Genomic DNA, 25,676 nt, shown 5'->3' with positions numbered 1-25,676 from the left:
CTCAATGCTACTAAATACCGATGAGTTCGCCACCCTCAGCGAGGTAATGGGCCCAGCTCGTGATGTGCGGGTTCTTGCGCAGAAGGGCGCGGCGCTGACGCTCCGTGAGGCCGCCCCACACGCCGAACTCCACGCGATTATCAAGCGCATCCGCGCGGCACTCATTGAGCACCGGGCAATGGCGGCAGATTACTGCAGCTTTACGCTGCTCAGCTCCTCGTACAAAGAGTGCATCGGGATCACCGTTGCGGCACTTAGCTTGGGTAACCCACTCACCACGCTCTGTGGTTAACGAGGCATTCTTTACCATTGCGGACCGTCCTGCACCTTTGACACTGACTGCCATGGCTAGGTAACTCCTTCCAAGCTCACCCTCGTCGAGCTCAAAGATCATGAATAACCCTCTACCCGACGGAATATTATGTACCCTTGGTAAGTCTATTCACAGACCGGTATACCTGTCTAACAGGTCACACTTTAGGGGGGTCTCCCGGATATCCTCCTAAACCACTAGTGTGTGGAGGGTGACTGTGATCAAATCCCTGGGAAAGCTCGTCCTGTCCACAGCACTGGTCGGCATCCTCATCGCGCTGGCCATCGCCCCCGTCGCTGGCGTCAGCGGTGTCGCCGTGGCCAGGACCAATGAGACGATGCAATCAGACGTCCAGGATCTCACCAACGGTGATACCCCCGGCGTGAGCACCATCTTGGATGCCAAGGGCAACCCCCTTGCGTATATCTATGAGCAGCGCCGCCATCCAGTGAAACCGGATGAGATCTCGGACGCCATGAAGAAGGCAGTGGTGGCTATCGAGGACCGCCGTTTCTATGAGCACGAGGGCGTCGACTTGCAGGGCAATGTCCGTGCGTTGTGGACCAACCTGGTTGCGGGCGGTGTCTCCCAGGGCGCATCCACGCTTGACCAACAGTACGTAAAGAACTACCTCCTTTTGGTCAACGCGACTACCGACGAAGAACGTCAAGCCGCGACCGAACAATCCGTGGCCCGTAAGCTGCGCGAAATGCGCATGGCTACGGACATCGATGCCCGGCTCTCCAAGGATGAGATCCTCACCAACTATCTCAACCTCGTCCCCTTTGGAAACCACTCCTTCGGCGTTGAGGCCGCTAGCCGCACCTACTTCGGAACCGATGCCGCGCACCTCACCGTGCCGCAGGCTGCGATGCTCGCCGGCATGGTGCAATCCTCGGAATACCTCAACCCCTATACCAACGAAGAAGGCGTAACTGAGCGCCGCAACGTGGTACTCCAAGCCATGGTTGATAACGGCTCCCTTTCCCAGGAGGACGCCGACGCCTTTTCCCAGCAGCCACTCGGCGTGTTGGACAGCCCTGCAACCCTGGCTAACGGCTGCATCGGCGCGGGCGATCGCGGCTTCTTCTGCGACTATGTGCTGGTATACCTCAACGAAAAAGGCATCGACCGCGAGCACCTTGCGCGTGGCGGTCTGACCGTTAAGACCACGCTTGACCCCGACGTCCAAGACCAAGCGCTCAACGCAGTGCGAAGCAACACCGCCCCGGATGCGGCGGGCGTGGCGGAGGTCATGAACGTTATCAAGCCGGGCACCGATTCCCGCAAGGTCCTAGCCATGGTGTCGTCGCGCACCTATGGGCTCGACCTGAACAACAATGAAACCCTTCTGCCCCAGCCCAATTCTTTGGTGGGCAACGGCGCAGGCTCCGTGTTCAAACTCTTTACCGCCGCGGCCGCCCTGGAGGCGGGCTACGGCATCAAGGACAAGCTGGCCGTGCCCAATCGCTACGAAGCGGAAGGCCTGGGATACGGCGGCGCAGCTAACTGCCCGCCCAACAAGTACTGCGTGGAAAACTCCGGCAGCTACGCCTCCACGATGACCATGCAGGACACGCTGGCCTACTCCCCCAACACCCCCTTCATCCAACTCACCGAGCAACTTGGCGTCGAGCGCCTGGTCGACATCGCCGTCAAGCTCGGCCTGCGTTCTTATGAAGAACCCGGCAGCTACGACGGCGAGTCCTCCATCGCCGACCACATTAAAGACTCCAACCTCGGCTCCTTCACGCTCGGCCCGACAGCAGTGAATGCACTGGAGCTGTCTAACGTGGGCGCGACGGTGGCGTCGCAAGGCATGTGGTGCGAGCCCAACCCCATCGAGGAAGTCACGGACTCCCACGGCAACGAGGTCTACCTCAAACACACGCCGTGCGAACGCGCAGTGGACAAGGAAGTGGCAAAGGCGCTGGAAAACAACATGACCGCCGATACCGAAAAGGGAACCGCCTCCGACTCGGCACGCGCTGCCGGCTTCAGCGGCCAGGCCGCCGCCAAGACCGGTACCACCGAGTCCAACCAGTCCTCGGCTTTCCTTGGATTCAACTCGGCAGTCGCTGCCGCACCGTACATCTACAACGACGGGACCACCACGAGCCCGCTGTGCACCGGCCCGGTACGCCAGTGCCCCAGCGGCAACCTCTTCGGCGGCAAGGAGCCGGCGGCAACCTTCTACACCATGGCCGCGCGCGTCCCCGAAGCACAGAAAGGCACGGTGCCCGATTATGACCGGGCCTACGACTCCGGCAAGGTTTCGCCGCTTATCGACGGCGTGAAGGGCAAGTCCGAAAGCCAAGCCCGTTCCGCGCTGGAGAAAGCCGGATACAAGGTCAGGACCACCGAGGTCCCCGCGCCCGGCGTGGGCTACGGCAAGGTAGTTCGCGTCATCACCGGTCCATCCGGCGCGAAGAAGGGCGCGGAGGTCACGCTCCAGCTTTCCGACGGCTCCGCGAGCGACTCCTCCGATTCTGCGAGCACGAGCCCAGTAGCCTGGGACTCCAACTCGGGCTCCCCGTCCGCACCGAGCGGCGGCGAGCCGGGAGGCGGCCAGTCCGACCCACTATTCACTCAAGAAGACGTTGACCGCTTCACGAATGATGTGCGGAGCTTCTTCGGGCTCTAGCGCATTAGTTCAGGGCGGCCTTCACGGCCGTGGACAGGCGCTTGCCGTCCGCGCGTCCGGCAGCCTTGGCGGTGGCCACCTTCATGACGTTACCCATCTGCTTGATGGTCGCCGGCTCACCGGAGTCCTTCTCAACCTCGGCGATGGATTCTTTAACAAGGGCGTTCAGGGAGTCGTCGTCAAGCTGCTCCGGCTGGTAGGCCTCGAAGAAGGGGACGTCGACAAGCTCCGCCTCCGCCAACTCCGGGCGGCCATTCTCCGCGTAAACCTCTGCGGACTCGCGGCGCTTTTTAATCTCACGGGCGATGACCTTGAGGATGTCCTCATCGGTGATCTCGTGGCGAGAACCGGAAGTTTCCTCCGCCTGGATGGCAGACAGTAGAGAACGGATGGCGCTCGTACGGGCCTTGTCCTTGGCCTTCATCGAGGTCTTAAGGTCAGCGCGGATAGTTTCTTTCAACTCACTCATGCCCTTCAATCTACGCCAGCCGGCCAGGTAGTGTGGTGAGGGTGAAGATTTTCCCTGTCCTTGGCGGACTCGCCGCCGCCGGCCTGGGCACCGCCGCATGGGCGCACTCAGAGCTCACCAAGTTCGAGCTCAAGGAGTACACCCTGCCGCTGCTGGAGCCCGGCACGCTGCGCGAGGAGTCCGAGTTCCGTATCCTGCACGTGTCCGACCTCCACATGATTCCGGGCCAACGCGCCAAAATCGAGTGGGTCTCAGGCCTCGACACCCTCGACCCGCACCTGGTGATCAACACCGGTGACAATCTTTCCGACGAGCGCGGCGTCCCCGAGGTCCTCCGCGCGCTTGGCCCGCTGCTGAGCCGCCCGGGAATGTTCTGCTTTGGCACCAATGATTACTGGGCGCCGCGCATCCCGAATCCCTTCAACTACCTGATTGGGAAGAAGAACGAACCCTCTTATGTGAACCTGCCGTGGAAGGGCATGCGCGCGGCCTTCCTTGAGCACGGCTGGCACGATGCCAACCAGGATCGCGTGGAATTTAAGGTGGGCGATGTTCGCCTGGCTGCCGCCGGTGTGGACGACCCACACCATGATTTGGATGACTACTCGGAAATCGCCGGCGCCCCGAACGAGGATGCCGACCTGTCCTTGGCGCTGCTGCATTCCCCGGAACCCCGCGTCTTGGAGAAATTCGCAGCCGACGGCTACCAGCTGTCCCTGTCCGGGCACACGCACGGCGGCCAGCTCTGCCTGCCTTTCAAGGTGGCGGGTTCGCGCTCCATTGTGACCAACTGCGGCATCGACCGCGTCCGCGCCCAGGGCCTACACCGGTTCGGAGAGATGTACATGCATGTCTCCAACGGATTGGGCACCTCGAAGTTCGTTCCCTTCCGGGTGTTCTGCCGCCCGTCGGCCACGCTGCTGCGTATCACTGAGAAGGCCGCCTAGGGATACCCCCTACACGCTGCCGTTTTGTCCTTTCAGACCGGGGTGAGTTACAGTATTCCGGTACCGCTTAGAGCGAGACACCGGGATATGGCGCAGCTTGGTAGCGCGCTTCGTTCGGGACGAAGAGGTCGCAGGTTCAAATCCTGTTATCCCGACCATTAAACCCGACGGTTTTGCGAATCTAGCTTAAATCATTTGCGAAACTGCTCCGCATAGACAAACCCACCGCATAGAAGCGGTGGGTTTGGTCGTTTTCGCCCTGATCCGGATGTTGACCAATAACAAACACAGCATGGTTCGTCCCCTCTAAAACGACTTCTAGCCCGGAACCCCTTATCGGTTTTCCGAGCTAGATGGATAAAAGTATCTAGTTGGTCTTAAGCTGCCTCGCGCGCAGGAGGCGCGTTCGGGCTTGCCTTCTCGCGCGCCGGATCGCGCGGCGGATGTGGCTCACGGCATTCAGGGGGTGGGGTCTTTTCGTCTCGCTCCACCCGGCCGAGGAAACGCCGGATCATAGATACATTGGCCGCAACCACACCAAGGGCCGTATAGAAGAAGGCCGCGGCAAATCCACGTACAGGCCTCCTGGTGTGATCACCAATTGCTGCACCACCGCGGTTGTTCTTTACATAGTCGTTGCGAGTTTCAATCACATTGCGCCAGGTGCCATAAATCTTCTTCCATTCCGGTGTCTTGAAAGCAGGGCCAGTTTGCCGGTAGCGCATACCTTGACTATTTGGAATGGTTACCGAGGCCTTGTTAGTGCAGCACTTGCCTCTTCCCATACGCGCAGTAGTTAGATGTGGCCCGGAGATAGAGGGTAGTCCTTTGGCTCTCGCGTCCTGGCGCTGACTCTTTTCCACCAAGGGACATGCCAGTGTCTTTCCTTTACCTCGACCCGGACACATAAACATCTGGCTGTCACCGGAGAGATCCTTGCCTTTTCTTCGCATGGCAAACATGCGGCGTTCGTTGATCCGCTGGTTGTAGGTGGCTTCATCAATACGACCGGCGTAGAAATCCTCTGTGGCTTCCACCAGCGGTTTCGGCATGGCCGGACAATACCAGTGTCCTTCGACCAGCCCCATGGTTTCATACGATCCGCGCTTTCCCAGCTGGTTCGTCTTGTAGTCTCCCACCAGCGTGTAGCCGAGTTTTCGCAACGGCTCATGGAAGTGCTTGGTCTTGGCCACGGCAAAGTACGCGCGGTCGCCCACCACTGTGCCCTTAGGTGTCTCAGGGTCGTCGGTGAGGTGGCGCATTGCTTCCAGCCCACGGATCGCCGGGTTGTGGCTTGGCCGGTCGAAAGCCATGCCCATAATCAGGTGTGGCTGACGATATGGGCCTTGGTCGCGGATTACTCCGGCAACCAGTGTGGCCTCCCAGCCCCAGATGTGCTTGGCGTTCCTCCTGCGCTTGTTTTCGCCGTGGGTTTCCTGTCGCTCGTCACGGGAGTACCAGCCTGCCTCCGGCTCGGAGGACATGAGATCGTCCGGCCGGTTCGTCCATCGGTTGTTCCCTCGGCGCACGCCTGGAATCAGCGTGCCATCCAGAGTGAGGTCTCCCTGCCAGTTGGCTCGGTACTCTTCGGGCATGTCCTGGGTACTGGACATAACCAGTTCATTGAAGACGTAGGTGGCGCGCTGCCACTTTTCTTCGCGCCGCTCAGTGGATTGTTCGTCCATCAGCCGATTGAACTCGCTGCGGGTAAGCCGGGCGTGGTGAGTGATGTTGTCGAAAGGGTCTACGACGTGCAGGAAGCTGTGCAGCGCGCGCCACAGACGGTGGTACCAGATGGTGTGCTGGGTTGCGTAAGAGTCACCTACCCGTCGTACCCTATCGCGGCTGGGCAGGTTAAGGAGTTCTAAGGCCTTGTCTGTCGTGTCAGGCGAGGCCAGCAGCGTGGTCATGGTGGTCAAGTGCATGGGTTGACCAGAGCGGGCCAGAATCAGGTAGAGCGCGAGGATGGTGCGGTCGGTGACGGTTGTCGGTCTGCCTCCTTTGGAAGGGTCGTAGCCGTCTACGCGCCGCCACATTGCCAGGTGATGACAGATGTCGGTGCGGTCGATAATGCTCAGCGCCCAGGACACGCTAGCTCCGTCCAGGCGAAGCAGCGGGGTGGGCGTGGTGTTGAAGTTCGCCACCTACCCTTCGCCCCCTGTATTCGGTTCGACGAGTCGCAGCGGCGGGTAGTCCGGTTCGTCCCTACTACCACCGATCCACTCGCGGTATTCGGTCTCGGTGAGCGCGCCAGACTCGACAATCATGTGGTGAAACGTGTCGCGGAAGGGCTGGATGTTTCCGGTGGCATAGACCAGCTGGTCAAAGTCCACGCGCTCGGCGGCGTGGTCGGCAATCCAGGTATAGCGCAGCCTGGGCAGTGTCGGGGCAAGGCCGGTACTCGATGGGTTCTGGCTGGTCTTGTGAATGAAATCAGCAATCAGGTGCGGGCCGGTGGCATCGTTGCGGCGGCGCGCCGAGTTGGGTTTCACCAGTGGTTCGTCCCTGCGATCCGCGCCCACGTCATGCAGCACCGGGCGCATGAGGTCGTCGAACGGGGCAGTCAGCGGAACTACACGCGGCTTTATCCCACGACCACCGCGGGCATGAACCGCCAGCACTGTGCCAAAGTCGGTGAAGTCACCGTATCGGCAGTGATAGATTTCCTCGGTGGACATGCCAGCGCCCAGGGCCAGTGACACGATAATGCAGGCCACGCGCCGCGATTCGCGGCGGGGGCGGGAGTGAACCCAGTCGTCGATTCGGATAAGTTCGCTGGCGTTGTAGGCGAGACGCTGAGCCTTAGCTGCTGGATAAAAGACCTCCGGCAATTCTTCTGCCCACTCCAGTGCACCTTTAAGCCCAATGACATGGCTCGCGCAGCGGTTGAGGATGCGGCGGGTGGCATTAAGGCTGGGCTTGGATAAATCTGCTGTTCTAGCTTGCAGGTAGGTGCGGATCTTTCCGCCATCACGCAGCAGGTAGATGCAGCCGTCCACGTCAATGTCGTCGTACCAGCGGTCGCGCATGTAGCAAAAGTACGCTGCGAGTACGCGCTTGCGGTTGCGCTGAACGGTGGGAGTTGTAGGTGGCAGTAATCCGCGTGTTGTCAGTGTGTCGATCACAGCGTAGACCTCACTGTATTTAGACTTAGGTGGTTCGTCTTTTTCTTCTTGTTCAAAGGAAGTGGTCTCGTGGCTTCCGACCTTCCCGCCGAGGCTCCGGTTCGGCGCTACGACAGCTGGCCCCACGCCAACATCGGGGTGCAAGATCCGGTCATGCGGAAATTGCAGGACTTTTCCCGCAACGTCCAGCAGCTCACCCTGGACGGGAGCTACCCCAGCGCCAAGGACTTGGCCGAGGCCTGCGGTATCCCCACCTCCACCATCACCCGGATCATCCGCGGCGAGATGATCCCGACGGGACGTGTCATCGCCAATATTGAGATCACCACAGGCCAATCCCTGTGGCCGCGCCATAGCAGCTACCGATACGGCAGTCAGTGACCCGAGGGTTGGAAACTGCATGTTTCCGACACTGGTGAGATGGGCGTGAGTTACAGACGTGTCGTTCATGGCTCACGAGGTGAGCACACTCGCGCCATGAAATAGGTGGCGGTGCCTTCTTATCGCAGTCCGTTAAGAAACCCGCAGGTCACAGGGTGGTTCGTCCCTGGTGTGCACTGCGCGCCATGAGACCAGTTTTGCGTATCCGCAAACGATTTTTGCACATCCGCAATCGCTAGGGATAGCCCAGGGAGTCTCCGCGAGCTGCGCTACAGCACGTACAGCCCGCCACCCGTGGTGCCGTGGGTAGAGCCACCGGCGAGAAGAAGCCGGTAGGCGTGGCGGCGGTTAGCTCCGGCTTCAACCACATAATCCTCGAATTGATGCAAGGACTTTAGTCCTGCCGCAGCACACAGCACATCAGCGGGAACTCCGGCTGCAATGCGGTCGATGATCCAGGTGTTGCGCAGCCTGCGGGTATCCGGCACCATCTCTGGCGACGTGCTCGGTGTTACCCGGCGAAGATAGGCCGAGAGCTGGCTGACATTCTCGTTGTCGCGGCCTGGCCTAAACAGGTAGTCCTCCGGGCTGGTCGCCATAATGACCGGCTGAAGTACCTCGGTATGAGTTTTCAGCAGTGGTACCTCGCGCGGGCCAGCACCGCGGTATCCGTGCGGAAATAGCAGCACTCCGTCGCCGTCAACGCGTACGTCTTTGCCGCGCAGCGTACAAATTTCTCCCGCGCGTAGCCCCGCGCCCAGGGTGAGCGCTAGCACCGTGGTGAAGTTGCGGCGGCGGGCGGCGGTAGGTTGCGACTCAGCCCAGTCCCACAGCCGGTCGGTGGCGTAGCTGTCGTAGGGCTGGAGTGCTGGTTCGTAGGTGATCGGGTGCTGGTAGTCGGGATTCCAGTCGTCGTTGAGCACTTCTGCCGCCCGGCACAGTAGCGAGCGCTGGGTTCCTGCGGTAGATGGGCTGAGGTTCTTGCCGTCACCGGCAAGGAAGTAGTTTCCGATGATGTCGGGATGGAATACGGTCTCGACGGTGACCACGCCGTAGCTCACCCAGACCCAGGCGGCGAGCTTGGACACGCAGTTGAGCGTGTTGCGCAGTGCGTCGCGGCTGGTGTTGTCCGGGGTGAGGTCAAGTGCGCGCACGCACTCGCGGGTGAAGTCGGCAACGTGGCTCCACGGTTCTGAGCGAACCGCGTGTGGTGTGTAGTTGGCGATGATCGCCTCGTAGTCGGCGGCGGTGTAGTTGCTGGGCATTCGGTCTTTCCTCCCTGACCTTTGAGAGTGGAGTGCAGCGGGTGTAGCTGATGCTACGTCTTGAGAGTCAAGTAGTGCATCCCGCTACGCATAGTCTTGTTTGCCGATCTGCAATCTGGCAAGGCGGTGGGTTTATCTCGCCAACGTCACACAAACTCCTTATATGACCTGCATGTTTGCGGTTCCACAATCGGTGCCGAGACGAACCACTACACCATGTTGGGGCAATCGACAAAGGGACATGCCATATTTAGTACCCCCGAGGCGGCGACATTCGCGGCCTTAACCCTACCCACCACGCCCACCACAGTCCCGTCTTGTGGCCTGAAGGACAGGCCACCCCAACATGTAGATTCACTGCCCCCGGTTGTGGTTAGCCGCCCAGCCCGCGACCTGCGTGGAGCTTGACGCACGACCCGAGTCGTCTAGCGTGACCACCGTTGGGACAGTTTGCGGATACGCAATTACGACCGATACACGACCGACTCCAGTACCTGCGCGATGTAGCCCGATCCACCGCGCGGACAGTTTGCGGATACGCAATTTAATCGCCTGCACGCTGCGCCCAGCACCTGTCCACACCACACAAGAAAGGGGACGAACCATGTCCACACTTGACCTCACAGCACCGCTGTACCGCCAGTACTTCACCGCCGAAACCACCGTGGATGAACTCGAACTCATCACCGCCACGCTGCGAGAGCGAAAGCAGGTGGAAGGCACCATGGTGTCAATGGCCACCGCCGCGCTCTACAACCACACTCTGACGTTTACCGGAGAGGCTGGTCAGTTCACCGACCAGGACGACCGAGTGCTCACCGGCTTCTCGGCGCTCGCGGTAGCCACAGCCCCCGTGCGCGTCACGTTTGTCACCCTGGCCGACACTTACGGAAACCGTGCGGGACTCACCCGCATCCAAGGCGGTGAGTCCGCCCGTGGCCTAATCCCGCTTACCCGGTCTGTAAACGAGGCCACGGTTGCAGACATGTCTGCCACCACACCAGGACTCACCATCAATCTGCCCAATAGTGTCCACGACGACCTGATCATTCGCTGCACGACTTTTAACCCGGACGGGTGCGTTCCCGAAGCAAAGGACGAGTTTCCCGGCGTGGACTACTGCCCTAGCCTGTACCACCTTTTGCGGGACGAACCATCTCCAGGCATCGACATCACCCACGACATTATCCGCGCACTACTTCCCTACCGCGGGATCCACATGGAGGTAGAGCCGAGGATTCTCGATGGCGATGTAGACATCGAGCGGCTGTAGCTGCTGGCTACGCTGTAAGCCATGAAGGAACCCAGCTGTGGTGTGTGCTGCGGCTGGGTTTCTTCTTGGGGAGGGTGAAGAGGGGACGTGATGGGACACCGGCCACGTCTTAAGTCGGGCAGCGTCTCCGCCAGACCCGGCAGAACTTGCACACCGCCGACTGTAAGCATATACTTACACCTGACATCGTTCGATTACAATACGGAGGGATGATGGACGCAGCACGGCTCGCTCAGATGCTCAGTGCTCTCGGAAGTGAGCCTCGGTTGCGAATTATCGCCTCCCTAGAGACGGATTCGACCCATGTCAGTGAGCTGGCCCGCCGACTCGGGATGTCTCGGCCACTGCTCTACCAGCACCTCAACCGCTTGGAAGCTGCTGGACTCATCGAGAGTGGCCTGGAACAGCTCGGAGAGAGCCGAGTGAGGAAGCACTACTGGGTCGCTCCGTTTCAGCTTGAAGTAACTCCAGACCACATTAGGCACCTGATTAATCAAGAACAGAAAAGGGAATCTTCGTGACACTTACCGCTACCGTATTTCTTGTCATCCTCGCCGCCGCACTACCACTCGCGATCTTCGTTGCTCTTACCGTCTGGGTGGTACGCACCGTCACCAGCGCACGACGCGAAACGGCGACGGCGATCGATGGTTCCAACCAACTCATCGTGGAGCACCTACGCAACATCACCGAGCGGTTGGATCGGATTGAGGCCCAACTCAGCGAGATCCCCGAGTAATCAGGCTCTTCCTTAAACAAGGGGCGCGGTGGTTTTGGCTCCGCGCTATGGGCTGTCACAGCGTATGCGCTAAGCGCGTCGCGTAGACCTCCAGCAACATAAACTTGCTTGTGACTTTGGCGGCGGGGTGTGTCTCCGGTCGGGGTGCTGGCCTGCCTCCCTCGCGGATACAGGCTAGGGCTGGGGACGAACCTCCTGATGTGACACCACCCGCTACCTCTTCAGCCCCACTAGCCGACGGAACCGGGAACGGAAACCGACGGAAACCACCACTGTGGTTAGTGCCGTTGCAGGTGGATGGGTAGTTTCGCAAAAGACTCAACCCGCAGGAAACTGCGGGTTCTCTTTTTCGTTTTCCGCCTGCCCTAGAAGCTGGAGGAACCACCCGAGCCGGAAAAGCCCGAGCTAAACCCGCTGTTGACTCCGCCGCTGCTGGAGGAGCTATCGCGGGCGGTGGTGGCATCGCTGTCCCAGGTGCTCACAACGTAGAAGGGCACGTAGCCGTGGTAGCCGGAACCGGCGAAGAAGTTGGAGGCATAGATGCGCGTGCGCTCTGGGCGCTCGTCGGCCTCGTTGCGCTTCTGCAGCTGCGCCTGCAGGTGCTCAGAGAGTAGCGCGGTGCGGTCCAAGAGCTCCAAGTAGCGTTCCATGAACTGCGGGTGATTGGGCTCGTTGGAGAGTGCAACCGCAGCGTTTTCCAGCTCCTTGGCGTGACGCTCAAGCGCCGAGTCGATATCCGCCGCCAAGTAGCCTGCCTGAGCTAGGTCTTTACCCAACTCGTAGAGCTCGAAGCGGCGGGCATCGGCATCAGCGTCTTCGATGCGGCGCAGCTTTTCAATGTTGACTTCGGCGGTTTCCACGCGCTCACACAGCTCGCGCGCGTGGGCGATGGGCTCGGCATACGAGCGGAACTGTTCATCCGGCGCATCGGCTGGAATCGACATAAGGGATCCCACCTGGGCATCGATGGCAAGGAAATCATCACGCAGGCCCTCCCAGTCCTCACGCAAACGCTCATCCACCAGACCCGATTGCAGCGAGTGCGCCCGGATATCGATCTCCCCCAGACGCTGCGCCACACCGGCATAGGTCTGCGATACGTAGTCCCAGTCCTCGCGCGCCTGCTGCACCTTCTTCTGCCGGCTGCGACGAGTACCGCCGACAATGCCCGCGCCCGCGCCACCGACGCCCAGGCCCGCCGCCCCGAGACCAATGGCCGCCCCAATGCGCCCATCTTTCGCGCTCTCATACTGAGCATCCGCAGCACGGTCCACATCGATCGCTGCTGCCGCGCCAGCAAAAAGCCCAGCAGGAATGTTGCCATCCCGCACGCCCGGCTTAATGGCTTCAATGGACTGCTCCAAATGGCTGTCACCTTTGCGCAGCTTCATCGGCCCGGACACGTCCTCACCCGCAAAGACGAAGGCCTGGCGCGGGTCGAGTCCCACGCCGACGAAGACCTGACCATCGGCGAACTTATCCTTTCCGATGAGCTCTGGGTGATTATCGCGCAGGTACTCCTCCACGGAGTCGTTAACGTTTTCTTTGTTCTTGGCAAAGACCATGTAATGCAGCCCCTGGACCACGTCTGGGGCGGCGATCCGGGAGACATCGCTAAGCATGCGCTCTTCCTCCTCCGGAGTGAGCACATCGTCCGGGTCCATGATGTCAGCCTGCACCTCACGCTGTGCGGGCTGGATGACATAGTCGGAACGCTCGGGCTCATCGAAGGCCGCCAAGCTCGCACCCGCGCCGATTCCCCCGAGCAACAGACCACCCACCATCGCCGCACCGATGATGGCGCCAACGGAGGTTATTTTGGGTCCGCGGCTGGCAGCAAAAGGTTTGATATCGCGGGAGTCGGTCACGGTGATTCTCCAATTCCTGAGCAGTCGGTGCCTGCAACTTTACCCCCACAATTGGAAACGACGCGGTGCCCCTACAGCAGCCGCGTCGCCCCTATTCCCTATCACTCACAACGGATTGGAGAAACCGTTTGCCTACCCCCTAAGTAGGCTTTGTGAGCGACTTTCACTCTAGCACTCTTTCCATTCACAGCGGTAGCAAAATCTGGAAAACCGAGTAACATATCGTGGCACTTCTGCGATGTGTCGGACGCAGGGCCGTGAGCTAGGCTTTTTCCTTTTCGGCCCGCCCTGCAGGTGCCCCCACGAGCACGAAGGCCGCAATGGTGATTACCCCCAAAATGGCCAGAGCAGTCCACAACTGTGGGGACTGCCCGCCATTACCTGCCACGGTGATGGCGGAGGTGGCCCACTGCATGGGGAAGAGATGCACGAGCGCGCTCATCGCGGCGTTGAGATCGGTGCCGGTCGACGCCGCCTTCCACGCCCAGCCCACGATGCCAACCTGCACCACGGCGAGCACGCTGCCCAGGACCCAGCCGCCCGCGCCAAGGCCGCGCGCAAGCGCGAACACAATGCTTGCCGACGCCACCCCGGCCCCCGCCGCCGCGAGCCCCGCCCAGGCCACCGCGGCTGCGGTCACGCCAGTAGCCAGGAGGGCCACGAGCAAGCCCACGACGACACCAATCAGCACCGCCCCGCCGAGGAGCGTGAGGATGCGGCGCTCCACGCGCGTCAACAGCGCGCCGATAACACCGCCGCCAAGAGCAGCGATGGCTGCTAGCAACATAGCGACGATGGGGCTGAGCAGCTGAGCGGGTTCACTTTCGCCCTCGGCGGGCCCGGCGACGGTCGGCATCGCACGCTGCGCACCCTGCACCTTGGTCCGGTTCTGCTTGGCCATGCCATCGACCTTCTCCGCACCGGCAACAAGCTTGTCCACGCCCTTCAAGGCCTCATCGACCTTCGCGTTGAGCTCACCAATACCGGCGTTAAGCTGCTTCGCCCCCTCGGTGGCTTGGTAGACACCATCGTGATAGGCATAACCAGTGACGGCCAGCTGATTGGAAAGGTCGCGCGAACCATCTTTGAGTTGCGTCAATTGATCCTGAACGGATTGGTCGAATTGGAAGTTCTCCACCTGGCCTCGCAGATCACCAAGCTGCGAGCGGATGTTCTTCGCCTCCGCCGAGTTGTTTCCTTCTAGGTCCTTTAAGGTGCCGTCGATTGCCTGCAGGAGCTGTCCGCGAACCACGCCGAGGCCCACGACTTGGTCAACGGCCCCGCCGACGCCGTCGGCCAGCTCGGTGGCACCGTTGCCCAGCTGGGCGGTGCCGGACTGCAGCTGCACGAGCCCGTCATAAAGCTCCTGCGAGCCGCCGGCCAGCTGGTCTACTCCACCGCCGAGCTCATCAGCGCCATCCTGGAGCTCCCCTGTGCCGTCAGCGAGTTGCTTCGTGCCGTTGGCCAAAAAGCCGGCTTGGGCATTGGCTTCCGAGAGGGCACGGGAGACGTCGTAAAGCTCAGCCGGATCGATGGTGCCATCGCTGGGAGCCCCGGCCTGTTCCTGCGACCAGGTTTCGGCCGGCTGCCACTCGGACACGGCGGCGACGACCGCACCGACAATGAGCGGCACGATGAGCACGAGGGTGAGAATAAGAGCGCGGGTGCCAACCTTCCGGTTGGCGTCAGCAGGACTGGCTAGGCGTGAGGTCATGTAAAAGAAACTATCGTTCACGCTGGGAAAAAGCGGTCAGGCGCGCGGAAAAGCCCCGCCAGTACCGTGTTCTTCGGTCACTAGCGGGGCCTGTGTTAGCGCACTCGCGCTAAAGGATTACTTCTTCTCCGCGAAGAGCTCGCGCACGCGCTTGCCCAGCTGCGGGGAGACAGCATCCCAGTAGGCGTAGACGCGCTCCTCGGTCTCCGGGGACACGCCAGCCATAGCGTTGGTGATGTTGTCTGCGAGGCGCTCCTTGGCACCGTCGTCGTAGACGTTCTCGTACAGGTCAGTGGCCTGAACGGTGTCATTATCCTCGGCGTGGCGGACGTAGGGCGCACGAACCAAGTCGATGCCGGCCGGATCCGGGTTCACGTAGAGGTCCGGAGCGGTGGTGGTCTCCTGCTCCTTGAAGCGCAGGTTCTCATCGCCGTCCATGTAGCCGCCGCCCTTGGCGTGGCGGTTCGGCGAGTAGACCGGATCCTCCGGGGCATTGAACAGGTACTGCATCGAGCCCTCGTGCTCGTAGGTGTTGACCTGGTTAAGCGGCTGGTTCACCGGCAGCTGCTTGTAGTTCGGTCCGATGCGGTAGCGCTGCTGGTCGGCGTACGCGAAGACGCGTGCCTGCAGCATCTTATCCGGGGACAGGCCAATGCCCGGGACGATGTTGGACGGATCCAGGGCAACCTGCTCAATCTGCGCGAAGAAGTTACGCGGGTTGCGGTTGAGCACGAAGTATCCGACATCCACCAGCGGGTAGTCCTTCTTGGACCAGGTCTTGGTGAGGTCGAACGGGTTGAAGCGGTATTCCTCGGCCTCTGCCACCGGCATGATCTGAACCTTGACGTCCCAGACCGGGAAGTTGCCTTCCTCGATGGCGTTGTAGAGGTCTTCGCGGTGGTAGTCCGCGTTCTTGCCGGCCATCTCAGTCGCCTCGGCGTCGGTGAAGTTCTCCACGCCCTGGCGGGTCTTGAAGTGGTACTTCACCCAGAAGGCGTCACCGGACTCGTTGACCCACTGGAAGGTGTGGGAGCCGTAGCCGTTCTGGTGGCGGGTGGTCTTCGGGGTACCGCGGTCACCCATGAGGTAGGTGACCTGGTGGGTGGTCTCCGGGTTACGGGTCCAGAAATCCCACTGCATGTCAGCATCGCGCAAACCATTAGCGCCCAGACGCTTCTGGGAGTGAATAAAGTCCGGGAACTTGATACCGTCACGCAGGAAGAACACCGGGGTGTTGTTGCCCACGATGTCGTAGTTGCCGTCCTCGGTGTAGAAACGCAGCGCGAAGCCGTGGACATCACGCCAGGTATCCGGGGAGCCCTGCTCGCCGGCGACGGTGGAGAAGCGGCCCATCATCGGGGTCACGGTGCCCTTCTGGAAGAGCTTGGCCTTGGTGTAAGCGGATACGTCCTCGGTAACGTGCAGCTCGCCGAAGGCACCGTGGCCCTTAGCGTGCGGGGTGCGCTCCGGTACGCGCTCGCGGTTGAAGTGTGCGAGCTTCTCAATAAGGTGGATGTCATTGAGCACGACCGGGCCGTTTTCGCCAGCAGTGATGCTGGTGTTTTCCGTTGCAATCGGCTGACCGGAAGGGCGGGTGGTGTTCTCGCCGCCCGGGGCGCGCTGGCCCTTATCCAGAACCTTGTCTGCAACGAACTCGTTTGAAGCGTTAGTCATGGGGTTAATGCCTCCTACAGTTGTTGATAATTTGTGATTCGTTATCAATCTCGGACCTTTCATAGCCTACCCATTAAAAATGACCTACGCAACAGATTATTTCCCAAATGTAGACGCCCACAGAGGAGCCCCAGCGGTTCCCGAGGCCCACGCCCCCGACTGGTAAATTATGGGAGGTGAAACGACACTCCGAGCGCGACGATGCGCGCGTCACCGATCTCGCCCTCAAGGCGGGCCGCGGCGACCGCGCAGCCCTCACGGAGTTCATCAAGTCCACCCAAGATGATGTCTGGCGCCTGCTCGCCCACCTCGGCGGCCCAGATATCGCGGACGACCTCACCCAAGAAACCTACTTGCGCGTCATCGGCGCGCTCCCCCGCTTTGCCGCCCGTTCTTCAGCACGCACGTGGCTGCTCTCCCTCGCTCGCCGCGTGTGGGTGGACAACATCCGCCACGACATGGCCCGCCCGCGCAAGTCCGCCACCGAGTATGAGGACGCCGCCGCCCTTGCCGCGACCCCGGAAAGCTCGGGCACGTGGAGCGAGTGGATCGACGCCCGCGCGCTGATCGACGCCCTCCCAGAAGACCGCCGCGAAGCCCTCATCCTGACCCAAGTCTTGGGCTACACCTATGAGGAGGCCGCGAAAATCGCCGGGGTTCGTGTGGGCACAATTCGCTCCCGCGTCGCCCGCGCCCGCAAGGACCTCATCGACCAGCGCGGATAATCGTTATCGAGCCGTTATAAATGGGCGTCGGGAGTCACAGCACCTGCGCAGACGTGCGGCAACTGACAGGTCCTGGCGGCCCGTCCGGCGCCAGCTCAGTGAGAAATCGTAGTGTCAGCTGGAAAATACCTATCGACCACACCTAATCTTTTTCGAGGCACACGTGATAAATCGATAGTCGAACCGGGCCCGCGAGGCTTTCCCGATTGCCCGCACCACACCTTGGGTTGTGATGACATTCCCCGGCGCGTGTGAGATTGAGAGACCTCTTTACCTTATGTGGAAACGCGCAGTGGCCATTTCCATGGCCTTCATTGGTGTCGTCGTCGGCGCCGGCTTTGCCTCCGGACAGGAAGCAATCCAGTACTTCGTGGCTTTCGGAAACATGGGACTGTGGGGTGTACTCCTCGCCTCCGCCCTCATGATCATTACTGGTGTAGCCATTTTGCAGCTCGGCTCCTACTTCCAAGCGGACGAGCACACGGCCGTCTACGACAAGATTAGTGGCCCCATCGTCTCCCGAGTGCTGGACTGGGGCACCCTAGCCACGTTGTTCTCCATCGGCTTCGTCATGTTCGCCGGTGGCGGTTCCACCCTCAACCAGCAGTTTGACGGCGTGCCCATCTGGGTGGGTGGGGCCGTGATGCTCGTGCTCGTTCTGCTGGTAGGCCTCCTCGACGTGGATAAGGTCAGCAACGTCATCGGCGCGATTACGCCCTTCATCATCATCTTCGTGGTTCTGGCCACCGGCTACACCATCATCGTGACCGATGTTGACTGGTCCAGCGCCAATGACTTCGCGGTCAACAACGTCGAAAGCCCTCTGAGCAACTGGTGGCTGGCCGCGTTGAACTACACCGGTCTGAATGTCATGTGCGCGGTGTCGATGTCCATCGTCATCGGCGGCAACATCCTGGATAACCGCGCCGTCGGTGTCGGCGGCCTCATCGGTGGCTTCTTCTACCTGCTTCTACTTACCCTCCTCGTGGTTTCCCTCTACATGGTGGCGCCGGATGTGCACAAGCAGGACCTGCCGGTGCTCACGTTGATCAACAACGTGAACCCGATCCTGGGTTACTTCATGACCTTCATTATTTACGGCATGGTCTTCAACACCGCCATCGGCATGTTCTATGCCATGGGCAAGCGCCTAACCCGCAAGAAGCCGAAGCTCTTCTACCCCGTCTACGCGGGCGCCTGTGTCGTGGGCTTCATCCTCTCCTTCATTGGCTTCAAGCAGCTGGTCTCCAGCGTTTACCCGATCCTGGGGTGGATCGGCCTGCTCATGATTGCAGTCATGGTCATCAGCTGGATTACCCAGCGTGACAAGATCACCTCCGAGTCTGACCGCCGCGTGCGCGCCCGCACCTTGGTCAAGCGCCGCCTCGACCCGCGCGAGCACTTCACCAAGAAGAACGAGCGCGAGCTGCGTAAGCTTGCCGCTGCCTCCAACATGGAAACGGAGGAGTTCGTCGAAGTCGTCGCCGAGGAAATCCACGAGGAACTCGAGGCCGACGATGAGATTGAATACGACCGCGAGGATCCAGACCCCTCCGTGACCTTCGTGGAGCACACCAAGCCCGAGGTCCCGAAGGACTAGCGCTTCCCGCATGTGTAGCGGGCCGCGCGTCCCGCTACACATAGCCACAATTAGAAAGAAGTCCGCCCCAGAATTCACTCTGGCGGCGGACTTCTTTTATTGAGGAGAACAGTGCGGCACTGTCGTGCGCCACACGCTAGACCAGCAACTCCGCAATCTGAATAGCGTTGAGCGCTGCGCCCTTGCGCAGATTATCGCCGGACACGACGAAGACGAGGCCCTTATTGTCCTCGACCGTCTGGTCCTGGCGGATGCGCCCGACCAAGGAAAGGTCGATGCCGGCTGCCGCCAGGGGCGTCGGCACATCGACGACCTTGACACCCGGCGCGGCCGAGAGCACCTCGCGGGCCTGCTCCGGGGTAATCGGCTTCTCAAACTCCGCGTGTACGACCATGGTGTGGCCGGTAAACACCGGGATGCGCACGCACGTGCCGGACACCTTCAGCTCTGGGATGCCCAGAATCTTGCGGGACTCGTTGCGCAGCTTTTGTTCCTCGTCGGTCTCTTCGGTTCCGTCATCCACGAGGTTGCCTGCCAACGGCAGCGCGTTATACGCAATCGGAGCGACATAGGGGCCCAGATCCTCCTCGGAGACCTCAAGCGCAGAGCCGTCGTGGACGAGCTCAACGTTGCGGTCACCGATTGAGGCCACCTGCTTGACAAGGGTCTCCACGCCGGCCAATCCGGAACCGGACACGGCCTGGTAGGAGGCGACGCGCATGGTGGTGAGACCGGCGGCGTCGTGAAGCGCCTTCGTCACCGGCATGATTGCCATAGTTGTGCAGTTCGGGTTGGCGATGATGCCCTTGGTGACGTTGTCCTTATCCTGTGGGTTCACCTCTGACACGATGAGCGGCACGTCCGGATCCCGGCGCCACGCAGAAGAGTTATCCACCACGGTGGCGCCGGCCTCGGCGAAGAGCGGTGCGTACTGCTTGGACGTCGAACCACCGGCGGAGAACACGGCGATGTCGATTCCTGCAAGGCTCTCCACAGTCTGCTCTGCCAAATCTTCGACGACGACCTTGTCCTCGCGGAAGGTGAGCTCCTGGCCGGCGGAGCGTGCGGAGGCAAAGAAGCGGACCGTATCGGCCGGGAAGTTGCGCTCCTCCAAGAGGGTGCGCATCACGCGGCCAACCTGCCCGGTAGCGCCTACAACTGCAACAGTGGTCATGACCTTTACTCCTTAATTTTTAGCGTCCGGTACCAGCATAAACTGTGGCCTCTTCCTCGCCACCCAGCTGGAACTTATCGTGCAGGGCCACGGCAGCCTTCTCCAGATCGGCCTCGCGGGTAAGCACGGAAATTCGGATTTCGGAGGTTGAAATGAGCTCCATGTTGACCCCGGCGTCACGCAATGCCTCCGTGAAATCTGCGGTAACGCCCGGGTGGGACTTCATGCCGGCACCGACGAGGGAGACCTTGCCCACCTGGTCGTCGTAAAGCACGTTGGTCCAGTGGCCCTCTTCCTTAAGCTTGGCCAGGATCTCCATGGCCTTGGGGCCGTCCGAGCGCGGGCAGGTGAAGGTGATGTCGGTGGTACCGGAGTCCAGCGAGGAGACGTTTTGCAGGACCATGTCGATGTTGATCTCGGCGTCCGCGATGGCGCGGAACAACTTGGCCGCCTCACCTGGGCGGTCCGGTATGCCCAGGACGGTGACCTTAGCCTCGGAACGGTCGGTTGCGATACCAGTAAGTACTGCTTCTTCCACGGGGATATCCTCCATTGAACCGGCGATGAGCGTGCCGGGGTCGTTTGAATAAGATGAGCGGACTCGAAGGGGAACGTTGAACGCGCGGGCGTACTCGACGCTGCGCAGAACCAGAATCTTGGAGCCCACAGCTGCCATCTCCAGCATCTCCTCGAAGGACAGCTGGTCGAGTTTCTGGGCGTTGTGGACGATGCGCGGGTCGGCGGTATAAACGCCGTCGACATCGGAATAAATCTCACACACATCGGCCTTGAGTGCTGCCGCCAGCGCCACCGCGGTGGTGTCCGAGCCGCCGCGGCCGAGGGTGGTCACATCACGCGATTCCTTGTTCACGCCCTGGAAACCCGCAACGATGCAGATCCGGCCTTCCTCCAAGGCTTCGGTCAGACGGCCCGGGGTGACGTCGACGATGCGGGCGTTTCCGTGGCGCTCGGTGGTGAGCACGCCGGCCTGGGAACCGGTGAAGGACTGAGCCTTGGCTCCAAGGGACTCCACTGCCATGGCAACGAGTGCGTTGGAGATGCGCTCGCCGGCGGTCAACAGCATGTCCATCTCACGCTGCGGCGGGACGGGGTTGACCTGCGCTGCAAGATCAAGCAGGTTATCGGTGGTATCTCCCATGGCGGAGCACACAACAACGACGTCGTTGCCCTGCTTCTTCGTCGCCACAATGCGCTCCGCCACCGCGCGAATGCGCTCTGCGCTTTCGAGGGAGGATCCCCCGTATTTCTGTACGACTAGGGCCACTGACGGTCCCACCTTTCCTGTTTGTGAGGGCCATTACCTGTTCACCGCCCAATACCTATAGACCGGCAGTCAACTCCTTTAGACTACCGCCCTTTGGTTCCCATCGAAACACGTGCTGGATATTAATTCCAGGTAGGGTAGAAACGATGCTTTCAAACCTGGTTGCCATTACTTTTGCACTAGCCTCCGCGCTAGTCGTGGCCTGGGGCACAGTCATACGCCACCGCATCGTGTTGGACGCCAGCTCCAGGAGTGTCATGCGCACCGCTATTCGGACTCCCTTGTGGTGGGTGGGGACCGGCGCCGCCGTTATCGCCTACGCGCTACAGCTCGTCGCGCTCCACTTCGGCACGCTGCTCATCGTGCAGCCAATCCTCATCCTGTCCCTCATGTTCACGCTGCCGCTCGCCGCCTGGTATTCCCGGCGGCCGATGCCGGCGCGGGAGGTATTCTGGTGCCTCACGCTGACCATCGCGGTGAGCATCATGGTGGTCTATGGGCGCCCCACCGCAGGCTTGACGACGCCCACCTGGTCCCAATGGTGGCCCGCCTTCGCTCTCGGCGCGCTTGCCCTCACCGCTCTGTTCGTGGCGGCCTATAACCGGCCGGAGGAATCCGCTCTAGCGCTCGGGAGCGCGTGCGGCATCCTGTACGGCTACGTGGCGCTCGTAGCCAAGGCAGTGGTGGACGTCCTCTCCCACGAGGGCATCGCAGCCTTGCTGGCCAGCTGGGAGCTATACGTGCTCATTGGGCTGGCGGCTGCCGGAACGGTGATCCAGCAATATTCCTTCCACGCTGGCGCGCTTGCGCACTCTTTGCCCGCGATGACCATCATGGAGCCCATCGTGGCCTTTGGCCTGGGCTACTGGGTCTTGGGCGAAAAATTCCAGGTCAATAGCGTTGCGGGTTGGTGCGTGATGGGGGTTTCGCTCATCATCATGATCGTTGCCACAATCGTCCTATCCCGAGTGCCGGTCAACCCGGGAAGCGCTCAGCGCGCGGAGCAAAGCCCGCGCTAGGACTAGCTTCCGCGCTAGATGGCCCACTCAAAGACCACCAGCATATAAGCGGAGAACCACGCCGACCACAGGACCCAGGCGCTACACGCGAGCCAGAGCTCGCGGGGTCGCAGCGCCTCAGACGCGCGCACGGCCCAGGGAAGCGCCAAGATAATCGCGGGCAGGAGGAGGCGGGGACGCGAGTGCATGATGCCGTCGGAAAGCAGCACATTCGCACACAGCGCGGCACTAAACCACCACGCCACCGGATTCAGCCTTCCCCACGCCGCCACCAGCAGCACGGGGACGCCCAGGATCACCAGAACGCTAAGCAGGTAGCCCACATCGTTCTTCTCCGTCAGAACTTCCCACACGAACCGTACGGTGGCAGCACCCCAGTCGAAGGTGGAATGCCAGTGCTCGGTCTGGATGCCAAAGTAGCCGCCGGCCTCTGCGAGGTAGCGCTGCGTCCACAATAAATACGCTGGCAGCGGAAGCGCTGCCACGATGAGGCTGAGCCAGGCCTGCCACGAGCGCCGCCCATAGATGAGCACCCACAAGGCAAAGACAGCAAGGAAGTCCACGGAGGTCAGCCGCACAAACGATAAGGCAAAGCTGAACGCCGCCGCGCGCCACCAGGCGCGATCATCCAGCGCGACGAGTCCCCACACCAGGAGGGCCCCGAAGAGGGCTTCGGTATAAGGCATCGAGAACACGATGGACATCGGAGCGCTGCTCACCACGATGGCAGCGGCGCATTGCCCACGGCGCCCCGCCCCCAAGCGCTGCGCCAAGACCATAATGCCGGCGGCCATGGCCACGGTGAGGAGGGTGTTAACGATGAGCGCGGCTACTTCGAGGCTGATCCCGGTCCATCCCAGGACCCGCAACAGCATGGGAAAGCCCGGGAAGAAGGCCATTGTCGTCTCATAGACAGGGCCATCAGTGTGGATATCCGCGTCAAAATATCCCACCCGAGCAATTTCCAGGTAGTACTTGGAATCCCACGACGTGAGCCGATCCCACAGCTCCTGGTCATTGACGGCGGCGATGACGTTCAGAACGGCAATGCGCACCGCGGTTCCAACAACCGCGACCAACGTGGCAAGCGGCACCAGTGACAGCGCTCCTTGCGTGCCAGCAGGGGAGGCGTCTGCCGCGCGCCCGCTATCCGCCGTGGGCTCTTCCCCCGGATCCTGAGTAGTCTTCGTGGAGTTTTCTTCATGCACGCCACAACATCCTAGCCACCCACATCACGCATCCCAATATGTGAAATTAGTTGCCATAGAATGAGAAGCGTTGTATTGTGGCTCACATGACTTTGCGGCACACTCTCCTCCTTAGTAGCCGCGGCGGGTTTTAGGTTTCTAGCTTCACGGCCAGCGCCCCGCCGCGGAGCGTGGTGATGCCAACACACCGCAGCTGGCCGTCCCCCACGATTCACGCCGAAGCTGCGCATCGAAACAACGCAGCACAGTAAAACGCCTTTGACCCCAGACCCATAGGCCCCAGACAAGGAATAGAACAACCACCATGTCCCCCAACGATTCTTTCATCTCCGCTCCCCGCGAAATCACCACCCCGGCTGGCCCGCGCAACGAAAACCAGCCCGCATGGAACAAGCAGCGCGGCTCTTCGATGCCAGTAAACCGCTACCAGAGCTTCGCCGAAGAGGTAGAACCGGTCTCGCTGTCTGACCGCACGTGGCCGGACAAGAAAATCACCGTGGCGCCACAGTGGTGCGCCGTGGACCTGCGTGACGGCAACCAGGCCCTCATCGACCCGATGAGCCCTGAGCGCAAGCACCGCATGTTCGACCTGCTGGTCAAGATGGGCTACAAGGAGATTGAGGTAGGCTTCCCCTCCGCCTCCCAGACGGATTTCGACTTTGTTCGCGAAATCATCGAGGGCAATAAAATCCCGGACGACGTCACCATCCAAGTCCTGGTCCAGGCGCGCGAGCACCTGATCCGCCGTACTTTTGAGGCTTGCCAGGGCGCGAAGAACGTCATCGTGCACTTCTACAATTCCACCTCGAAGCTGCAGCGCCGCGTAGTCTTCCGCAAGGACCGCCCGGCCATTAAGAAGCTGGCCACGGACGCTGCGGAGCTCATCAAGGGCATTGCCAAGGATTACCCCGATACCAACTGGCGCTGGGAATACTCGCCGGAATCCTTTACGGGCACCGAACTGGACTTCGCCGTCGAGGTCTGCGATGCCGTTGTTGACATCATGGAGGCCACCCCGGAGAACCCCATGATCATCAACCTGCCCTCCACGGTGGAGATGATCAGCCCCAACGTCTACGCCGACCAGATCGAGTGGATGCACCGCAATTTTGCGAAGCGGGATTCCATCATCATGTCGCTGCACCCGCACAATGACCGCGGCGAGGGAATCGCCGCCGCCGAGCTGGGTTACATGGCCGGCGCAGACCGCATCGAAGGCTGCCTGTTTGGCAACGGTGAGCGCACCGGCAACGTGGACATCATTACCCTGGGCCTGAACATGCTGACCCAGGGCGTGGACCCGCAGATCGACTTCTCCGATCTGCCTAAGATCCGCGAGACGGTGGAGTATTGCAACCAGCTGCGCGTGCCGGAGCGCCACCCTTACGGCGGCGAGCTGGTATTTACCGCCTTCTCCGGTTCACACCAGGATGCCATCAACAAGGGCCTGGACGCCCTGGCGCAAGAGGTGCGCCCAGGCGCGAACAACACCGAGGTGTCGTGGGAAGAACTGCAGGAAACCACCTGGGAAGTTCCCTACCTGCCCATCGATCCGAAGGACGTCGGCCGCGATTACCAGGCGGTCATCCGCGTCAACTCGCAGTCCGGCAAGGGCGGCGTGGCCTACATCATGAAGACCGATCATGGCATCAATATGCCGCGCGCCATGCAAGCGGAGTTCTCCTCCGTCGTGCAGGCGGTGACTGACGCCGAAGGTGGCGAAGTCAACTCCAAGAACATGTGGGATATCTTTGCCAACGAGTTCTTAGAGCGCACCTCCCCGCTGGAACTCGTCACCTTCCAGGTTGATAACTCAACCACGGAGGACGAAGACGCCAAGGTAACCGCAACCATCGTCTTTAACGGCGAGAAGCGCATTATCTCCGGCATGGGCAACGGCCCCATCGCCGCATACGCCAACGCGCTGGAAGACGTCGGAATCGACTTCGAGGTCATCGATTACTCCCAGCAGTCCCGTACGGCCGGCGACGATGCCGAAGCCGCCTGTTATATCGCCGCCGAAGTCAATGGCGCACAAGTGTGGGGTGCCGGCATCGCCGGATCCACCACCCGTGCGTCCATCAACGCCATTACTTCAGCGGTCAATCGCGCGGACTAATCCTCCGCCGCGACACAGGGCGACACAAGGAGGAGGCGAGCTGTTTCGCGCGCCTCCTCCTTGCGCAGTCTCTCGCACGCGCACTCCCCTCGCTAAAGCTACTGACCGTAACATCGCGCTGGCTACACATTGTT

Annotated in this window: 21 protein-coding genes and 1 tRNA gene; 11 read left to right on the top strand and 11 right to left on the bottom strand. The window is 61.1% G+C overall.

What is annotated here, in order from left to right; translation table 11 throughout:
* Positions 1-10 precede the first annotated feature (10 nt).
* Complete coding sequence (locus HMPREF2967_RS02230; protein ID WP_180952135.1) at positions 11-346, bottom strand: WhiB family transcriptional regulator; 336 nt, start codon at positions 344-346, stop codon at positions 11-13.
* A 178-nt stretch (positions 347-524) separates the two neighbouring features.
* On the opposite strand from HMPREF2967_RS02230, the gene HMPREF2967_RS02225 reads away from it, so the two are divergent.
* Positions 525-2,957 (top strand): transglycosylase domain-containing protein, encoded by a 2,433-nt coding sequence (locus HMPREF2967_RS02225; RefSeq protein WP_232770587.1) that lies wholly within the window; start codon positions 525-527, stop codon positions 2,955-2,957.
* 4 nt (positions 2,958-2,961) lie between these two features.
* On the opposite strand, the gene HMPREF2967_RS02220 is transcribed toward HMPREF2967_RS02225, so the two are convergent.
* Positions 2,962-3,426, bottom strand: coding sequence for a GatB/YqeY domain-containing protein (locus tag HMPREF2967_RS02220; protein WP_070564310.1), 465 nt, complete (start codon positions 3,424-3,426; stop codon positions 2,962-2,964).
* 41 nt (positions 3,427-3,467) lie between these two features.
* On the opposite strand from HMPREF2967_RS02220, the gene HMPREF2967_RS02215 reads away from it, so the two are divergent.
* Complete coding sequence (locus HMPREF2967_RS02215) at positions 3,468-4,373, top strand: metallophosphoesterase (protein WP_070684804.1); 906 nt, start codon at positions 3,468-3,470, stop codon at positions 4,371-4,373.
* A gap of 81 nt (positions 4,374-4,454) precedes the next feature.
* Positions 4,455-4,531 (top strand) — tRNA-Pro (locus HMPREF2967_RS02210).
* A gap of 219 nt (positions 4,532-4,750) precedes the next feature.
* On the opposite strand, the gene HMPREF2967_RS02205 is transcribed toward HMPREF2967_RS02210, so the two are convergent.
* Positions 4,751-6,517: a hypothetical protein gene (locus HMPREF2967_RS02205; RefSeq protein ID WP_070684803.1), complete on the bottom strand. Its 1,767-nt coding sequence runs from the start codon at positions 6,515-6,517 to the stop codon at positions 4,751-4,753.
* Positions 6,518-7,402 carry a hypothetical protein gene (locus HMPREF2967_RS12705; RefSeq protein WP_083312568.1) on the bottom strand — a complete coding sequence of 295 codons (885 nt, stop codon included), beginning with the start codon at positions 7,400-7,402 and terminating at the stop codon, positions 6,518-6,520.
* A 165-nt stretch (positions 7,403-7,567) separates the two neighbouring features.
* Between HMPREF2967_RS12705 and HMPREF2967_RS12700 the strand changes: the two genes are divergently transcribed.
* Positions 7,568-7,879, top strand: coding sequence for a helix-turn-helix domain-containing protein (locus tag HMPREF2967_RS12700; protein ID WP_083303750.1), 312 nt, complete (start codon positions 7,568-7,570; stop codon positions 7,877-7,879).
* A gap of 269 nt (positions 7,880-8,148) precedes the next feature.
* On the opposite strand, the gene HMPREF2967_RS02195 is transcribed toward HMPREF2967_RS12700, so the two are convergent.
* Positions 8,149-9,144, bottom strand: a complete 996-nt coding sequence (locus HMPREF2967_RS02195; RefSeq protein WP_070684799.1) for a tyrosine-type recombinase/integrase — start codon at positions 9,142-9,144, stop codon at positions 8,149-8,151.
* Between the two features lie 604 nt (positions 9,145-9,748).
* On the opposite strand from HMPREF2967_RS02195, the gene HMPREF2967_RS02190 reads away from it, so the two are divergent.
* The 3 genes from HMPREF2967_RS02190 to HMPREF2967_RS02180 all read left to right on the top strand — a co-directional run bounded on the left by HMPREF2967_RS02190 (position 9,749) and on the right by HMPREF2967_RS02180 (position 11,156).
* The gene (locus HMPREF2967_RS02190; protein ID WP_070684797.1) at positions 9,749-10,417 is read left to right on the top strand and encodes a hypothetical protein; all 669 of its coding nucleotides are present in this window, start codon (positions 9,749-9,751) and stop codon (positions 10,415-10,417) included.
* Between the two features lie 209 nt (positions 10,418-10,626).
* Positions 10,627-10,938 carry an ArsR/SmtB family transcription factor gene (locus tag HMPREF2967_RS02185; protein WP_005323142.1) on the top strand — a complete coding sequence of 104 codons (312 nt, stop codon included), beginning with the start codon at positions 10,627-10,629 and terminating at the stop codon, positions 10,936-10,938.
* Positions 10,935-11,156, top strand: coding sequence for a hypothetical protein (locus HMPREF2967_RS02180; protein ID WP_005323143.1), 222 nt, complete (start codon positions 10,935-10,937; stop codon positions 11,154-11,156). The genes HMPREF2967_RS02185 and HMPREF2967_RS02180 overlap by 4 nt, the downstream gene beginning before the upstream one ends.
* A 365-nt stretch (positions 11,157-11,521) precedes the next feature.
* Here HMPREF2967_RS02180 and HMPREF2967_RS02175 read toward each other — a convergent pair whose 3' ends face one another.
* The 3 genes from HMPREF2967_RS02175 to HMPREF2967_RS02165 form a co-directional block, all read right to left on the bottom strand.
* A complete protein-coding gene (locus tag HMPREF2967_RS02175) occupies positions 11,522-13,024 on the bottom strand; it encodes a hypothetical protein (protein ID WP_070684795.1) in 1,503 nt (500 codons plus the stop codon).
* A 262-nt stretch (positions 13,025-13,286) separates the two neighbouring features.
* Positions 13,287-14,738, bottom strand: coding sequence for a hypothetical protein (locus HMPREF2967_RS02170; RefSeq protein WP_070533787.1), 1,452 nt, complete (start codon positions 14,736-14,738; stop codon positions 13,287-13,289).
* A gap of 117 nt (positions 14,739-14,855) precedes the next feature.
* Entirely contained in the window at positions 14,856-16,412 is a 1,557-nt protein-coding gene (locus tag HMPREF2967_RS02165; protein WP_070533789.1) for a catalase, read from the bottom strand.
* A 176-nt stretch (positions 16,413-16,588) separates the two neighbouring features.
* Between HMPREF2967_RS02165 and HMPREF2967_RS02160 the strand changes: the two genes are divergently transcribed.
* Positions 16,589-17,137: an RNA polymerase sigma factor gene (locus HMPREF2967_RS02160; protein WP_070524053.1), complete on the top strand. Its 549-nt coding sequence runs from the start codon at positions 16,589-16,591 to the stop codon at positions 17,135-17,137.
* 277 nt (positions 17,138-17,414) lie between these two features.
* Entirely contained in the window at positions 17,415-18,737 is a 1,323-nt protein-coding gene (locus HMPREF2967_RS02155; protein WP_070684793.1) for a YkvI family membrane protein, read from the top strand.
* 136 nt (positions 18,738-18,873) lie between these two features.
* Here the strand turns inward: HMPREF2967_RS02155 and HMPREF2967_RS02150 are convergent, their stop codons facing one another.
* Together HMPREF2967_RS02150 and HMPREF2967_RS02145 are read right to left on the bottom strand one after the other, a co-directional pair.
* Positions 18,874-19,911, bottom strand: coding sequence for an aspartate-semialdehyde dehydrogenase (locus HMPREF2967_RS02150; protein ID WP_070684791.1), 1,038 nt, complete (start codon positions 19,909-19,911; stop codon positions 18,874-18,876).
* A gap of 19 nt (positions 19,912-19,930) precedes the next feature.
* A complete protein-coding gene (locus HMPREF2967_RS02145; RefSeq protein ID WP_070684789.1) occupies positions 19,931-21,196 on the bottom strand; it encodes an aspartate kinase in 1,266 nt (421 codons plus the stop codon).
* Between the two features lie 146 nt (positions 21,197-21,342).
* Here HMPREF2967_RS02145 and HMPREF2967_RS02140 point away from each other — a divergent pair, with 146 nt between their 5' ends.
* Positions 21,343-22,215 (top strand): DMT family transporter, encoded by an 873-nt coding sequence (locus HMPREF2967_RS02140; protein ID WP_070524045.1) that lies wholly within the window; start codon positions 21,343-21,345, stop codon positions 22,213-22,215.
* 14 nt (positions 22,216-22,229) lie between these two features.
* Here HMPREF2967_RS02140 and HMPREF2967_RS02135 read toward each other — a convergent pair whose 3' ends face one another.
* Complete coding sequence (locus tag HMPREF2967_RS02135; RefSeq protein WP_070684788.1) at positions 22,230-23,423, bottom strand: mannosyltransferase family protein; 1,194 nt, start codon at positions 23,421-23,423, stop codon at positions 22,230-22,232.
* Positions 23,424-23,727: 304 nt separating this feature from the next.
* On the opposite strand from HMPREF2967_RS02135, the gene leuA reads away from it, so the two are divergent.
* The gene (leuA, locus tag HMPREF2967_RS02130; RefSeq protein WP_070561338.1) at positions 23,728-25,542 is read left to right on the top strand and encodes a 2-isopropylmalate synthase; all 1,815 of its coding nucleotides are present in this window, start codon (positions 23,728-23,730) and stop codon (positions 25,540-25,542) included.
* Positions 25,543-25,676 lie beyond the last annotated feature (134 nt).

Origin of the sequence: Corynebacterium sp. HMSC059E07, assembly GCF_001814395.1 — a bacterium.
In the GTDB taxonomy this organism is placed as follows: domain Bacteria; phylum Actinomycetota; class Actinomycetes; order Mycobacteriales; family Mycobacteriaceae; genus Corynebacterium; species Corynebacterium hesseae.
The sequence above is the reverse complement of the archived record's forward strand: the minus strand, read 5'-3'. Positions and strand labels throughout refer to the sequence as shown.

Bases quoted from the DNA above. Each gene is read 5' to 3' on its own strand.
- HMPREF2967_RS02230 (WP_180952135.1), bottom strand. From the start codon at position 346: ATGGCAGTCAGTGTCAAAGGTGCAGGACGGTCCGCAATGGTAAAGAAT.
- HMPREF2967_RS02220 (WP_070564310.1), bottom strand. From the start codon at position 3,426: ATGAGTGAGTTGAAAGAAACTATCCGCGCTGACCTTAAGACCTCGATG.
- HMPREF2967_RS12705 (WP_083312568.1), bottom strand. From the start codon at position 7,402: ATGCGCGACCGCTGGTACGACGACATTGACGTGGACGGCTGCATCTAC.
- HMPREF2967_RS02195 (WP_070684799.1), bottom strand. From the start codon at position 9,144: ATGCCCAGCAACTACACCGCCGCCGACTACGAGGCGATCATCGCCAAC.
- HMPREF2967_RS02190 (WP_070684797.1), top strand. From the start codon at position 9,749: ATGTCCACACTTGACCTCACAGCACCGCTGTACCGCCAGTACTTCACC.
- HMPREF2967_RS02185 (WP_005323142.1), top strand. From the start codon at position 10,627: ATGATGGACGCAGCACGGCTCGCTCAGATGCTCAGTGCTCTCGGAAGT.
- HMPREF2967_RS02170 (WP_070533787.1), bottom strand. From the start codon at position 14,738: ATGACCTCACGCCTAGCCAGTCCTGCTGACGCCAACCGGAAGGTTGGC.
- HMPREF2967_RS02165 (WP_070533789.1), bottom strand. From the start codon at position 16,412: ATGACTAACGCTTCAAACGAGTTCGTTGCAGACAAGGTTCTGGATAAG.
- HMPREF2967_RS02155 (WP_070684793.1), top strand. From the start codon at position 17,415: ATGTGGAAACGCGCAGTGGCCATTTCCATGGCCTTCATTGGTGTCGTC.
- HMPREF2967_RS02150 (WP_070684791.1), bottom strand. From the start codon at position 19,911: ATGACCACTGTTGCAGTTGTAGGCGCTACCGGGCAGGTTGGCCGCGTG.
- HMPREF2967_RS02140 (WP_070524045.1), top strand. From the start codon at position 21,343: ATGCTTTCAAACCTGGTTGCCATTACTTTTGCACTAGCCTCCGCGCTA.
- leuA (WP_070561338.1), top strand. From the start codon at position 23,728: ATGTCCCCCAACGATTCTTTCATCTCCGCTCCCCGCGAAATCACCACC.